Origin of the sequence: Xanthomonas sp. WHRI 6108, assembly GCF_040202385.2 — a bacterium.
GTDB lineage: Bacteria > Pseudomonadota > Gammaproteobacteria > Xanthomonadales > Xanthomonadaceae > Xanthomonas > Xanthomonas arboricola.
The window spans coordinates 1,733,976-1,748,141 of the sequence record NZ_CP168198.1 but is presented as its reverse complement, the minus strand read 5'-3'; the positions used below and the strand labels follow the sequence as shown (position 1 = coordinate 1,748,141).

Annotated in this window: 11 protein-coding genes; 4 read left to right on the top strand and 7 right to left on the bottom strand. The window is 65.4% G+C overall.

Features of this window, described 5'->3' with window-relative positions; all coding sequences use genetic code 11:
• Positions 1-104 precede the first annotated feature (104 nt).
• Both ABQ039_RS07540 and ABQ039_RS07535 read right to left on the bottom strand, forming a co-directional pair.
• The gene (locus ABQ039_RS07540) at positions 105-1,628 is read right to left on the bottom strand and encodes a platelet-activating factor acetylhydrolase IB subunit (RefSeq protein WP_349777915.1); all 1,524 of its coding nucleotides are present in this window, start codon (positions 1,626-1,628) and stop codon (positions 105-107) included.
• 329 nt (positions 1,629-1,957) lie between these two features.
• The gene (locus ABQ039_RS07535) at positions 1,958-3,076 is read right to left on the bottom strand and encodes an acyl-CoA dehydrogenase family protein (protein ID WP_349778627.1); all 1,119 of its coding nucleotides are present in this window, start codon (positions 3,074-3,076) and stop codon (positions 1,958-1,960) included.
• Between the two features lie 152 nt (positions 3,077-3,228).
• Here ABQ039_RS07535 and ABQ039_RS07530 point away from each other — a divergent pair, with 152 nt between their 5' ends.
• From ABQ039_RS07530 to metH, 3 genes are all read left to right on the top strand, one after another.
• The gene (locus ABQ039_RS07530; protein ID WP_039520530.1) at positions 3,229-4,224 is read left to right on the top strand and encodes a metalloregulator ArsR/SmtB family transcription factor; all 996 of its coding nucleotides are present in this window, start codon (positions 3,229-3,231) and stop codon (positions 4,222-4,224) included.
• The gene (locus ABQ039_RS07525; protein WP_349778625.1) at positions 4,221-5,366 is read left to right on the top strand and encodes a homocysteine S-methyltransferase family protein; all 1,146 of its coding nucleotides are present in this window, start codon (positions 4,221-4,223) and stop codon (positions 5,364-5,366) included. Before ABQ039_RS07530 ends, ABQ039_RS07525 begins: the two co-directional genes overlap by 4 nt.
• Positions 5,367-5,519: 153 nt before the next feature.
• Positions 5,520-8,273 (top strand): methionine synthase, encoded by a 2,754-nt coding sequence (metH, locus tag ABQ039_RS07520; RefSeq protein ID WP_349778624.1) that lies wholly within the window; start codon positions 5,520-5,522, stop codon positions 8,271-8,273.
• 138 nt (positions 8,274-8,411) lie between these two features.
• On the opposite strand, the gene ABQ039_RS07515 is transcribed toward metH, so the two are convergent.
• The 5 genes from ABQ039_RS07515 to ABQ039_RS07495 form a co-directional block, all read right to left on the bottom strand.
• Positions 8,412-9,617, bottom strand: coding sequence for an AGE family epimerase/isomerase (locus ABQ039_RS07515; RefSeq protein WP_102252191.1), 1,206 nt, complete (start codon positions 9,615-9,617; stop codon positions 8,412-8,414).
• Positions 9,614-10,600, bottom strand: a complete 987-nt coding sequence (locus tag ABQ039_RS07510; protein ID WP_349778623.1) for a carbohydrate kinase — start codon at positions 10,598-10,600, stop codon at positions 9,614-9,616. Before ABQ039_RS07510 ends, ABQ039_RS07515 begins: the two co-directional genes overlap by 4 nt.
• Positions 10,597-11,907, bottom strand: a complete 1,311-nt coding sequence (gene fucP, locus ABQ039_RS07505) for an L-fucose:H+ symporter permease (protein WP_046342259.1) — start codon at positions 11,905-11,907, stop codon at positions 10,597-10,599. Before fucP ends, ABQ039_RS07510 begins: the two co-directional genes overlap by 4 nt.
• A gap of 13 nt (positions 11,908-11,920) precedes the next feature.
• Complete coding sequence (locus tag ABQ039_RS07500; protein WP_184611236.1) at positions 11,921-13,102, bottom strand: LacI family DNA-binding transcriptional regulator; 1,182 nt, start codon at positions 13,100-13,102, stop codon at positions 11,921-11,923.
• A gap of 108 nt (positions 13,103-13,210) precedes the next feature.
• On the bottom strand, positions 13,211-13,933 hold the full coding sequence (locus ABQ039_RS07495; protein WP_228911719.1) for a transporter: 723 nt from the start codon (positions 13,931-13,933) through the stop codon (positions 13,211-13,213).
• On the opposite strand from ABQ039_RS07495, the gene ABQ039_RS07490 reads away from it, so the two are divergent.
• Complete coding sequence (locus tag ABQ039_RS07490) at positions 13,932-14,138, top strand: hypothetical protein (protein ID WP_228911720.1); 207 nt, start codon at positions 13,932-13,934, stop codon at positions 14,136-14,138. The genes ABQ039_RS07495 and ABQ039_RS07490 overlap by 2 nt on opposite strands.
• Positions 14,139-14,166: the final 28 nt, after the last annotated feature.

The window sequence follows — 14,166 nt, the reverse complement described above, 5'->3', positions numbered from 1 at the left end:
TTCCGCTCACGCCATGACGCGGCAACTGGGCAACCGTATAGCCTACTGCGCGGCGGCAGCGCCCTCTTCGAGGCCGCTGCCCTGACTCCGCAGCGCAGGACGGCCTATGGCGTTGCTGTGATGCCCGCCTCGCGCAGCGCCGTGGCCCAGATCGCATACCCGGTCTCACTGGGATGGGTGCCGTCGGGCATCAGCGCCTCGGGCAAGGTCCCGTCCGGCTGCAGCATCCGAGGGCCGATATCGACCAGGCGCACGGACCGATCCTTGCCATAACGCGCGGCCAGCAGCCGGTTGGTCTCGGCAATGGGCGCGCGCTGCGCATCCCCGGCATGGCGGCCGCGCGGCATGATCGCCATCAGGATCAGCTGACTCCTGGGCAAACGGCGACGCACCTCGCTCACCACCGCCTCCACACCCTGCGCGGTCTCGGCCGGCGTGGATGCGCGCGCTTGCGCGGTGCCGGTGAGGTTGTTGGTGCCGATATGCAGCACCACCCAGCGTGGATCCAGATCGTCGAGCTCACCCTGGCGAATGCGCCACAGCACGTTCTGGGTGCGGTCCCAGCCGAAGCCCAGATTCAGCACCGGGGCCCTGCCGTACAACCAGCTCCAGGACTCGGGGCCACTGACACGCGTGGCCTGCGGTGTGCCGGCCCAGAAGTGCGTGATCGAATCGCCGATCATCACCACCTCGGGCTTGAGCGTGCGCGCTGCGGCCAGCGCCGCATGGTGACGCGCATACCAGTCGTAGGAGTCCTGCTCCAGACGGTCGACCGGAATCAGCGAGGTCGCAAAATCGCGGCCCAGCGCGGCAACCGGCTTGACCGGCGGCTCGCCCAGCAGGCGCGCCAGGGTCGGCTCGATCGCCTCGGCCAGCATGCGCTGGCCTTGCGTGTCCGGATGCAGGGCAGCGGCCGGCGGACGGAAGCGAGTGTCGTAAAACAGCTCGGTGCGCAGCTTGCCGTCGCGCTGGAAGATCGACCCCACATCCAGATAGGTCACGCGTGGATTGTCGCCATAGCGCACCGCCAGGCCCTGGTTGATCTGCGCATCGCGGCGCGACTTCTCGCCGGAGATGTCGCTGGGTAGCACACCCACCAGCAAGATCTGCGTGCGCGGCAATTTCTGTTCGATCGCCGCCACCACCGCATCGATACCGAGCTGGGCCTGCTCCGCGGTCTGACCGAGGTGGCCGGTGTTGTTGGTACCGATCAATACCAGCGCGACCTTGGGCTGCAGGCCATCGACCTCGCCATTGGCCAGCCGCCACAGCACGTGTTCGGTGCCATCGCCACTGAAGCCCAGGTTGAGCGCGCCACGGCTGCCGTAGAAGGTCTGCCAGGTCGGCTGAAAATCCTCGTCCGGCGCCTTGGCTTTTTCGTAGTTCTGGGTGATCGAATCGCCGATCAACAACAGCGGCGTGTCGGCGTGCTGCTTCACCTGCTCCAACACCTGCGCATGCCGCCGCGCCCACCAGGCTTCCTGCAGGCGGTCGGTGGGCACGATCGAGGGCGGCGGCGTTTGCGCACTTGCCGCAGCGCAGACCAGCAACAGCCCCCAACACACCAGCACCGGAACACGGGCGGACAACGAAAGGCGGGAAAACACAGCGTGCAAGGACCGGGGCATGCGCGCACCAGAGGCCAGAGAAGCTGCGATTGTGATCCGCGCGCGCCGCGCACGACAAGGTCGGGCGCAACCACGCGCGATGTAAGGCTGTAACGTTGCTTGCGGTGTGCCGGCGCCAGGCCGCTGACACGGCGCCTCCGCGATATCTGACCGCCCACGTTTGCGTAGGAGCGCGCTTGCGCGCGATGGGGCGTTATCGATAACGCCCCATCGCGCGCAAGCGCGCTCCTACACCGTGCGAGGCAATCGCCAGCGTCACGGTGCCGGATCGACTGCTGCGCAGCTCGGGCCGATGGTGTCGACCGCGGCGTACTGCCGGATCAGGCCCTTCAGCGCAAGCCGGTCTCGCCACGCGCGATCACCAAGCGCTGGATTTCCGAGGTGCCCTCGTAGATTTCGGTGATCTTGGCGTCGCGGAAGTAACGCTCCAGCGGCATTTCCTTCGAATAGCCCATGCCGCCGTGGATCTGCACCGCCTGATGGGTGATCCACATCGCCGCCTCCGAGGCGGTGAGCTTGGCCACGGCCGCTTCGGTGCCGAACTTCTGGCCCTGCCCCTTCAACCAGGCCGCGCGCAACGTCAGCAGCAGCGCTGCATCCAGCTTGCACTTCATGTCGGCGATCTTGGCCTGGGTCATCTGGAAGGTGCCGATGGCCGCACCGAAGGCTTTGCGCTCCTTGACGTAGGCCAGGGTCGCTTCATAGGCCGCACGCGCGATGCCGACCGCCTGCGACGCGATGCCGATGCGCCCGGCGTCGAGCACGCTCATCGCGGTCTTGAAGCCCTCGCCTTCCACGCCCAGCACTTCCTCGGGCTGGGCGATGTAATCGGCAAATTCGATCTCGCAGGTGGCCGAGGCACGGATGCCGAGCTTGGGCTCGGTCTTGCCGCGATGGAAGCCGGCGCGATCGGCGTTGACCATAAAGGCAGTGATGCCGCGCGAGCCCTTGTCCGGCTCGGTCACCGCAAACAACACGATGTACTTGGCGACCGGGCCGGAAGTGATCCAGCTCTTCTTGCCGTTGATCACGAAGCTGCCATCGGCCTGCTTGACCGCGCGGCAGCGCATCGCCGAGGCATCCGAACCGGACTGCGGCTCGGTCAGTGCGAACGCGCCGATCTGCGCGCCTTCGGCGATCGCGCGCACGTACAGCTGTTTCTGCGCCTCGCTGCCGTTCTTCAGGATGCCGGTGCAAAACAGCGAGTTGTTGACCGACACGATGGTGGAATGCGCGCCGTCGGCGGCGGCGATCTCGATCATTGCCAGCGCATAGCTGATCGGGTCCATGCCGGCGCCACCGTACTCAGCCGGCACCTCGATGCCCATCAGGCCGTTTTCGCCGAGCAGGCGGATGTTCTCCAGCGGGAACTCGCCGCTGCGATCGAACTGCTCCGCGCTGGGGGCGATCTTTTCCTGGGCGATGCGGCGCGCCACATCCTGGATCATCAATTGTTCTTCGGTAAAGCTGAAATCCACGTCGCACCCCTCCAGGCCTAGGCTGAGCGCCCATTGTAGCCCCAACCATTCGCATGCGTATGTAGTTGACCCCACACCCTGCCCGGCCGAAAATATCTCCATATCGCGATATAGAGATATTCATGGATCTGGAAGACTGGTCGGCGCGCCTGAAGGTATTTGCCGACGCCACCCGCGTCCGCCTGCTGACCTTGCTGGAGCAGGAAGAACTCACCGTGGCCGAGCTGTCGGCGATCACCCGGCTGGCCCAACCGCGCGTGTCCACGCACCTGGCCAAGCTCAAGGAAGCCGGGCTGGTGCGCGACCGCCGCGCCGGCGTGTCGGCTTACTACCGTTTCGACGAGGTGTCGCTGGACCCGGCGCAGCGCGCCCTGTGGCTGGCATTGAGCACCGGCAGCGACGACCCGCTGCTGCGCCAGGACGCCGAGCGCGTGGCGGCAGTGCTGGCCAACCGCGCCGCCGACCAGAACTGGGCCGATTCGGTGGCCGGCGACATGGAACGGCACTACTCCCCGGGGCGCACCTGGGAGGCGCTGGCGCGCACCGCCCTGCCCCTGCTGGAAACCGGCGACGTGCTCGACATCGCCTCCGGCGACGGCGTGCTGGCCGAGCTGGTGGCACCACATGCCACCCGCTACATCTGCATCGACACCAGCGCACGCGTGGTCGCCGCCGCCAGCGAGCGCCTGCGCAAGCTGCGCAATGTGGAAGTGCGCGAGGGCGACATGCATGCGCTGCCGTTTCCCGATGCCAGCTTCGACCTGGTGGTGCTGATGCATGCGCTCACCTACGCAGCCAAGCCGGCGCAGGCAGTGGCCGAATCCGCGCGCGTGCTGCGCCCCGGCGGCCGCCTGCTGCTATGCAGCCTGGCCAAGCACGAACACCGCGCCGCGGTGCATGCCTATGGCCACGTCAATCTTGGCTTTGCTGCCAAGGAACTGCGCAGGTTTGCCGAGAAAGCCGGGCTGGACGTGTCCAGCCTGGAGACGGTGACGCGCGAGAAGCGCCCGCCGCATTTCGAGGTGATTTCATTGATTGCGGTGAAGCCGGGAATTGGGAGTCGGGAATCGGGAATCGTTGAAAGCGGCGCCACTGCCTCACGGAGAATCGCATCATGACGCCCGCAGCAATCCCCAATTCCCAACCCCCCATCCCGTTTGCACTGCCCTGGCTGCATCCCGAGCGCGCCGCCAGACTCACTGCCGCGCTTGCCGAACGCATCCTCATCATCGATGGCGCGATGGGCACGATGATCCAGCGCCACGATCTGCAGGAGCGCGACTACCGCGGCAGCCGCTTTGCCGACGGTTACGACAGCGCGCAGGTGCACGTACATGGCCCGGGCTGCGATCACGCACACGCGCCGGAAGGCCACGACCTGAAAGGCAACAACGACCTGCTGTTGCTGTCGCGCCCGGAGATCATCGCCGGCATCCATCGCGCCTATCTGGACGCCGGTGCCGACCTGCTGGAAACCAATACCTTCAACGCCACCTCGGTGAGCCAGGCCGACTATCACCTGGAACATCTGGTCTACGAATTGAACAAGGCCGGCGCGCAGGTCGCGCGCGCCTGCTGCGACGAAGTCGAGGCGCTGACCCCGCATAAACCGCGCTTCGTGATCGGCGTGCTCGGCCCCACCAGCCGCACCGCCTCGATCAGCCCGGACGTCAACGACCCCGGCTACCGCAACACCAGCTTCGATGCCTTGCGCGACACCTACCGCGAGGCCATCGACGGCCTGATCGACGGCGGCGCCGACACGCTGATGGTGGAAACCATCTTCGACACGCTCAACGCCAAGGCCGCGCTGTATGCGATCGAGGAAGTGTTCGAAGCACGCGGCGGGCGCCTGCCGGTGATGATCTCCGGCACCATCACCGATGCCTCCGGACGCACCTTGTCCGGCCAGACGGCCGAGGCGTTCTACGCCTCGGTCGCGCACGGGCGGCCGCTGTCGGTGGGCCTGAACTGCGCGCTCGGTGCCAAGGACCTGCGCCCGCACGTGGAAACGCTGGCGCAGATTGCCGACGCCTATGTCAGCGCGCATCCCAATGCCGGCCTGCCGAATGCCTTCGGCGAGTACGACGAAACCCCGGAAGAAATGGCCGAAACCCTGCGCGAATTTGCGCAGGCCGGCCTGCTCAATCTGGTCGGCGGCTGCTGCGGCACCTCGCCGGATCACATCCGTGCGATCGCCCAAGCGGTCGCCGACCTGCCGCCGCGGCAATTGCCTGGCGCGCAGGAGCTGGCAGCGTGATCCAGAGCGATGACACTCATCCGTCCTTCGGGCACCTTCATCCGCATGCGGGGGAGCAGGCGTGCAGCGCCGGATGATTGCGGACGGCTGCGTCCCGCCACTTCCTTTTCCGATCCGGGCTAGCAACGCGGCCGCCCTTCTTCAGAGCATCGCATGAGCACTCCCCGCCACACCCGCCTGTCCGGCCTGGAACCGCTGGTCATCACCCCGGACCTGTTGTTCGTCAACGTGGGCGAGCGCACCAACGTCACCGGCAGCGCGCAGTTCCGCAAGCTGATCAAGGAAGAGCGCTACGAAGAGGCGGTGGAGGTAGCGCGCCAGCAGGTCGCCAACGGTGCGCAGATCCTCGACGTCAACATGGACGAGGGCCTGATCGATTCGGAAAAGGCGATGACGCGTTTTCTCAACCTGATCATGTCCGAGCCGGATATCGCGCGCATTCCGGTGATGGTGGATTCGTCCAAGTGGAGCGTGATCGAAGCCGGGCTGAAGTGCCTGCAAGGCAAGAGCGTGGTCAATTCGATCTCGCTCAAGGAAGGCGAAGCGCTGTTCATCGAACAGGCGCGCAAGGTGCTGCGCTATGGCGCTGCCGCGGTGGTGATGGCCTTCGACGAAGTGGGCCAGGCCGATACCTGCGCGCGCAAGGTCGAGATCTGCACGCGCGCCTACAAGGTGCTGACCGAGCAGGTGGGCTTTCCGCCGGAAGACATCATCTTCGACCCGAACATCTTTGCCGTGGCCACCGGCATCGAGGAGCACGACAACTACGCGGTGGACTTCATCGAAGCCACCCGGCAGATCAAACGCACGCTGCCGCATTGCCATGTTTCCGGCGGCGTTTCCAACGTGTCGTTCTCGTTCCGCGGCAACGAGATGGTGCGCCAGGCGATCCACTCGGTGTTCCTGTTCCATGCGATCAAGGCCGGCATGGACATGGGCATCGTCAACGCCGGCGGCATGCCGATCTACGACGAGCTGGACCCGGAACTGCGCGAACGCGTGGAGGATGTGATCCTCAATCGGCGCAAGGACGGGACCGAACGCTTGCTGGAAATTGCAGAGCGCTACAAGGGCAGCAAGGGCGCGGCGAAAGTCGAAGACCTGGCCTGGCGCGAGAAGCCGGTGCGTGCGCGGCTGGCGCATGCGCTGGTGCACGGCATCGACGCATTCGTGGAAACCGATACCGAGGAAGCGCGCCAGCAGTCCACCCGCCCGCTGGACGTGATCGAAGGCCCGCTGATGGACGGCATGAACGTGGTCGGCGACCTGTTCGGCGCCGGCAAGATGTTCCTGCCGCAGGTGGTCAAGTCCGCGCGTGTGATGAAGAAGGCGGTGGCGTACCTGCTGCCCTTCATCGAAGCGGAAAAGCTGCGGACCGGTGATGTCGGCAAGTCCAACGGCAAGATCATCATGGCCACCGTCAAGGGCGATGTGCACGACATCGGCAAAAACATCGTCGGCGTGGTGTTGGCATGCAACAACTTCGACGTGGTGGATCTGGGCGTGATGGTGTCGGCGCAGGTGATACTGGACCGTGCGCGCGCAGAGAATGCGGACCTGATCGGCTTGTCCGGCCTGATCACGCCGTCGCTGGAAGAGATGTCGCATGTCGCACGCGAGATGCAGCGACAAGGCTTCGAGATTCCGCTGTTGATCGGTGGCGCCACCACCTCACGCGCACACACCGCCTTGAAGATCGACCCGCATTACACCGCCCCCACCGTGTGGGTGAAGGACGCCTCGCGCGCGGTGGGCGTTGCGCAATCACTGATCTCGCGCGACCTGCGCCAGGCCTTCGTTGCCGCCAACGATGCCGACTACGCAGAGATCCGCGCCCGCCATCGCAACCGCGGCGACGCCAAACGCCTGGTGTCGCTGGAAAAGGCACGCGCACAGCGTTTCGACGGTGATTGGGACACCTACACACCGCCCGCCCCGCGTCAGCCAGGCCTGCACGTGTTCGACGACTATCCGCTGCAGGAGTTGATCGAGCTGATCGACTGGACCCCGTTCTTCCAGGCCTGGGAGCTGGCCGGCAAGTTCCCGGCGATCCTGAGCGACGAGGTGGTCGGCACCCAGGCCAGCGAGTTGTACCGCGATGCACGCAAGATGCTGCGCACCATCGTCGCCGAAAAATGGCTGACCGCGAAGGCGGTGTTCGGGCTGTGGCCGGCAAACAGTGTGGGCGATGACGTGGAAGTGGTGCTGACAGACCACCGGGATTCGGCAAACGGGATTGGAGATTCGCAGCAGCCCGGCCAATCCCAAATCCCGAATGCCCAATCCCGGCAGCTCTTGCACTTCTTACGCCAACAAGTCGACAAACCCATCGACCGCCCCGACTTCTGCCTGGCCGATTTCATCGCGCCCAAGAGCAGCGGCAAGCAGGACTGGATCGGCGCGTTTGCAGTCACCGCCGGCATCGGCATCGAGCCGCATGTAGCGCGGTTCGAAGCCGCGCACGACGACTACAACGCGATTCTGCTCAAGGCCCTGGCCGACCGTCTGGCCGAGGCGCTGGCCGAGCGCCTGCATCAACGCGTGCGCACCGAATTCTGGGGCTATGTGGAGGATGAGACGCTGGACAACGAGGCGCTGATCGCCGAGCGCTATCGCGGCATTCGTCCGGCACCAGGGTATCCCGCCTGCCCCGAGCACAGCGAAAAGCGCACTCTGTTCGACCTGCTCGATGCCGAGCGTCATACCACGATGACGCTGACCGAAAGTTTCGCGATGCTGCCCACCGCAGCGGTCTCCGGCTACTACTTCAGCCATCCCAAGAGCCAGTACTTCGTGGTCGGGCGCCTGGGCAAGGAACAGGTGGCCGACTACGCCAGGCGCAAGGGCATCACCGTGGCATTGGCCGAACGTTGGCTGGCATCGAATCTGGATTACGACCCGGAATAAGCACAGCTGCAGACCACAGACATCGCAGGAGCGCACCCGGGCGCGACGAGGCTTTACCGGGTGAAACCTCGTCGCGCCCGGGTGCGCTCCTGCGCGGCGCCGACGCATTGCGCGGCGGCGCCCTTGATCACGCCAGCATCAAGCAGCCGGCCGCAACACGTTCAAGACCTCGTAGCAGGCGCCCATGGTGTGGTAATCGGTCTTGCCGGCGGGGCTCTTTTCGTCGCTGTACTTGCGGTTGTCCGCATCCAGAATGCGGTACCACGCACCATAGCGGTGGTCGATCATGTGCTCCCAGGAATACGCCCAGAGCTTGTCGTACCACTGCCAATAGCGCGGCTCGCCGCTGCGCTGCGCCAGCAACGCCGCCGCCGCCAGCGATTCGGCCTGCACCCAGAAATACTTGTCGTCGTCGCAGACCTTGCCGTCCGGGTCGAAGCCGTAATACAGCCCGCCACGCTGCGCATCCCAGGAGCGCTCCACCGCCACATCGAACAGGTGTTGCGCGGTCGGCAACAACCAGTCGGTCGGTGCGTAGCGATCCAGCAGCATCAGCAGCTTGGCCCATTCGGTCTGATGGCCCGGCTGGAAACCCCAGGGGCGGAACAGGTGCTTGGGATTGTCGCGGTTGTAGTCCCAGTCGATGTTCCATTGCAGATCGTAGTGTTCCCACACCAGACCGTCGGCCTTGGCCGCCTGGCGCCGGGTCATGGTGTCGGCCAGCGACAGCGCACGGTCCAGGTAGCGTTGCTCGCCACTGGCTTCGTACGCGGCGATCATCGCCTCGCACATGTGCATGTTGGCGTTCTGGCCACGGTAGCTGGTGAAGTTGAACTGCGCATCGGCCTCGTCGCGGTACAGGCCGAATTCCGGCTCCCAGAAATACTTTTCCAGCAGCTGCCAGGTCTCGTCCATCCATGCGCGCGCCTCCTCGACACCCGCCTTCAGGCCGCACGAATACGCCAGCAGCACGAAGGCCACGCCGTAGCAGTGATTCATGTCGTCTTCGACCACGCCGTCACGCAAGGTCCATGCGTAACCGCCGGTGGCCGGATTGCGATGCACGTTGCGCAGATAGTCCAGGCCGTGACGCACCGCCTGCAGGTACTGCGCATCGCCGAATTCGCGATACGCCATCGCGTAGTTAAAGACGAAGCGCGTGCTGCTGACCAGATGCCGATGCCCGGCATCGTAGATCGAACCATCGTCGCGGAAATACTGGAAAAACCCGCCCGCCGGGTCGATCGCGCGCGGGTGGTAGAACGCCATGGTGTCGGCGATATGCTGACGCAGTACATCGGCCGAACGGAAATCGGGTGCGGGGCTCGCAGGCAAACGGCTCATGATTGTTCCTGGATCAGGGAATGGACTTCATCGACGCTCGGCATCGCCGCAAACGCGCCCTTACGCGTCACCGCCAGCGCACCGACCGCCGCGGCAAAGCGGATCACCTCGGTGATCGCAGCGGCATCGCCGGACAGCTGCTCCAGCGTGGATGCACGCGTCGCCAGCTGAAACAGCAAGCCACCGACGAACGCATCGCCCGCTGCCGTGCTGTCGCGCACCTGCACGCGGAAGGCCGGCACCTGACCCGAATCGTTGCGTGTCTGCCAATGCACCGGACCACCACCGTCGGTGACCAGCAACCAGCTGGCCTGGCCCTGCCAGAGCTTGCGGGTGACCGCGCTGGCGTCGCCATCGAGCGTGCCGGCCAGGTAATCGAGTTCTTCGCGCGAGAGCTTGACCACATCGGCCAGCGCCAACGCCTCCCACAGCAGTGCAGCCGGGTCCACATCCTGCGGCCACAGCATCGGGCGCAGGTTGAGATCCAGGCTGACGATGGCGCCATCGGCGCGTGCGCGGCGCATGCCGTCCAGCGTGCATTGCGCGATCGCAGGCTCGGTCATGCTGTTGGAACACACATGCAGCACGGCAGCCTGCGTGAAGCCGTCCGCAGCGAAGTGCTCCGGCCGGAACAGCAGATCCGCCGCAGGCGGACGGTAGAAACTGAAACTGCGTTCGCCGGCTTCATCCAACGCCACGAAGGCCAGCGCGGTCTTGGCCTCATCGGTGCGCACGATGCCATCGGTGGCGACACCGGCCTGCTGCAGGCTCTGCAGCAGAAAATCGCCGAACATGTCGCGTCCCAGCATGCCGACGAAATGCGCTGCGCCACCCAGGCGCGCCACCGCGACTGCGACATTGGCCGGCGCACCGCCGGCGTATTGCGCAAACGTGCGCGCCTCATCCGGACCGGCCTGCGGCAGTGCCAGCATGTCGATCAAGGCCTCGCCAAAACATACCACCCGGTTCTTCAAAGCATTCATGCGCGTGCCTCCGCCAGTGCGCCGCGCAGACGCGAGCCCCAGATGCCGTAGAACACGATGTACAGGTAGCACACCAGCGGCAGCACGAACGACTCGTGGAGGCCGATGCTGTCGGCCAGCAGGCCTTGCAGATACGGCACGATGGCGCCGCCGACAATGGCCATGATCAACAGGCTCGAGGCGCGGCCGGTCAGCGGGCCAAGCCGCTCGATGCCCAGCGTAAAGATGGTCGGGAACATGATCGAATTGAACAGGCCGATCGCCACCAGCGCATACACCGCCAGCATGCCGCCGCTGGCCATGGTGAGGCCCAGCAGCAGTGCGTTGATCCCGGCGAACACCGACAACAGCACGCGCGGCGACAACTTGGCCAGCAAGGCCGAACCGATGAAGCGGCCGATCATCGCCAGCGTCCAGTACGCCGACACGTAGTGGGTCGCCTCGCGTTCGGTGAACCCGCCGATCTGCGGCAACGAGAAATAGTTGACCATCAGGCTGCCGATCGCCACTTCCGCACCGACATAGAAAAAGATCGCCAACACACCAAAGCGCACATGCGGATGCGCCAGCGCATCCAGCAGCGAATGCCTGCTTTCATCCTTCTGCGCGCCCGCATCGGTCAGGGCCGGCAGACGGAACAGGAACACGAAGATCGCCAGCAGAAACAGCACGATGCCCAGACCGATGTACGGCCCCTGCACGGCTTGCGCTTCCTGCACGCGATAGGCCAGTTGCTCGGCTTCCGGCAGCACCTTGAGCTGGTCGCCGCTCATCACGGTGTTGGACAGGATCAGCCAGCCACCGAACAGCGGCGCGATCGCAGTACCCAGCGAATTGAGCGCCTGCGCCAGGGTCAAGCGGCTGGACGCACTGCGCTCCGGGCCCAGCAGCGCGACATACGGGTTGGCCGCCACCTGCAGGATGGTGATGCCGGTGGCCAGCACGAACAACGCGCCGAGAAATGCGCCATAGACGCGCAATTCCGCCGCAGGCCAGAAGCCCAGCGCACCGACCGCGGCAACCGCCAGCCCGGCCACGATGCCTTGCTTGTAGCCAAGCTTGGCCACCAGCCAACCGGCCGGCAGCGACATCAGGAAGTACGCGCCGAAGAAGGTGAACTGCACCAGCATCGCCTGCGCGAAGTTGAGCTCGAACACCGCCTTCAGATGCGGAATCAGGATGTCGTTGAGGCAGGTGAGAAAGCCCCACATGAAGAAGATCGTGGTGACCACCGACAACGCAACGCCGTTGTTGACGGGCGCCTTGTTGCCGCTAGGCACTGTGGACTGCGTGGAAAGGGAAACCATAGGAATTGCCTGGTCAGCGGCCTGAGGCCTTGGTGGGGGAATGGGCGGGAGAATCACTGGGGGAGTGAAGCGGAACCACGGAGCTTGACGCGCTGGCGCTGCTGGCGCTGCTGGCGCGGATCTTCAATTCGACTGCGGCGGTCAGGCGCTGCGATGCAAGGGCGGGACTCCCGATACGCTGCAACACCAATTGCGCAGCCTGGCGCCCGCGCGCGCGCGGATCTGCGGCCAGCGTGGTCAGCGCGGGCGTGAACAACGCGGCTTCGGCGATATCGTCGAAGCCGGTCACCGCGAAATCGCGCCCCGGCACGATGCCATGCATCGCCAGCGCGGCCATCAGGCCCAATGCGACGCTATCGTTGTAGCAGACCGCCGCAGTTGCGCGATCGTGCTCGGCGCTGTCCAACATGCGACCGGCGCACAGCGCAGCATCCTGTCGATTCGGTGCGGATTCAACGTAATGCACGGCCAGACCGGCGTCGGCCATCGCGCGCGCGTAACCGGCGCGGCGTTGCCGGCAGGAACTGGATTCGGCATGGCCACCGAAGAACACGATGCGCCGATGACCTTGCGCGATCAGATGCGCGCAGGCAAGCAACGCGCCCTGCTCGTTGTCCAGCGCCAGCAGATCCCAGCCCGCGCCCTCCACTTCGCGGTTGAACAACACCACGTTGTGTTGTCGTCCCAGCACCTGGGTCAGCGCCTGTGCCTGGCTGCCTTCGGCCGGCGACAGGATGATGCCGGCAGGGGTATGCTCCATCAACGAGGTCAGCACCGCCTGCTGGCGCTGCGTCGATTCGCCGGTGCTACCGAGCAGGGTCACATAACCCGCCGCGCCCAGCGCTTCGTCCACGCCTGCGGCGAATTCGGCAAAGAATGGGTTGGACAGATCGTTGATGACCAGCGCGATGCTGGATGAGGTGCGGCAGCGCAGATTGGCCGCAGCACGGTTGTAGACGTAGTGCTGCCGATCCAGTTCGGCCTCCACACGCGCGCGTGTGGTCGCATGCACCAGCGGGCTGCCGCGCAGCACCAACGACACCGTCGCGCGCGACACGCCAATCGCACTGGCGATATCGCGCAGGGTCACCGCCCCGCGTCCGTTATGGCGCGCGTCGCCGTCCTCCGAAGCGGAGGGCGCCGGTTTGGCACGCGTCACGTTGCCGACCTTGCAATGGGAGAAGTGCGCATGCATCTGGCGTCGATTGGATCGATCCAATTAGGCCTTTTCCGGGCACTCAATGCATGCGGCAGTGCAACATGGACAGCGGCCGCGACGCTGCCGCCGCCTTCCATCATGCCATCACTGAAAGGCAATCGACAGGCCGATCCCGCCCTGCCAGTCCGGGCTCTCCGAGGTCAGCCCGCGCAGCACCGAGACATCCAGCTGCATCGCATGCGGCAACTGCCAGGCACCGCCGGCGCCGGCCACGCGCGAATGCTCGCTGCCGGTATCGAAGCCTGCCTCGACATAACTGCTGAAACGCTCGCCGGAAAAGAACGTGTAGTTGGGCGAGAAGGTCCAGGTATGCCCGTCGCTGTCGCGCGCATAGTTGACGTATAGCGCCAGTGCGCGCTGCTGGGCCAGATCCCAGGACGCGGTCACGCCCAGTTCGCGCGCGTAGCCATCGCTGAAGGCAGCGCTGCCGGTCGGCACGCTGTAGCTGCCGAGCGCGGCCCAATGAAAGCTATCCGACTGCGACGGCAATGCCACCTTCAGGCCGATATGGCTATCGCCTCCGCCACGCACATGCGCACCGCCACCGTGCTGCCAGTTGTAGCTGTCGCTGCCCACCTGCAGTTCCACGTTCTGGAACAGGCCCAGGCGCAGCACTGTATCGGCGGTGTACTGGGTGATTCGCTGCCCGTCGCTGCGATCGGTACTCGCATCCGGCAGACCCTGCTCCCAGGCGAACACGCCGGGCTGCAGCACTTCGGCGGCAAACGGAATGCCGGGACGGTCGAACGCAGGGGCATCCTCCGTCTGTGCAGCGGCCTGCCCACTCATCCCGCATAACGCAAGCATGGCAGCGGCCAATACCGTGGCGCGCGTCGCCTGCAAACCCGAAGCGCCACGCGCGGTGGAGGCAACCGACGCAACGGCACGGGACTTCAACACGTTCGACAACATAGACATACGCGGCACCATCGGCAGGAGTGGCAGCGACGCAGTGGGCACCATGCCCGGCTGCGTCGACAATAACGCGGCGATGGTGCCGCGCGCGCCGTGACCGGCCCGTGTATCGCCAGCGGCACGTC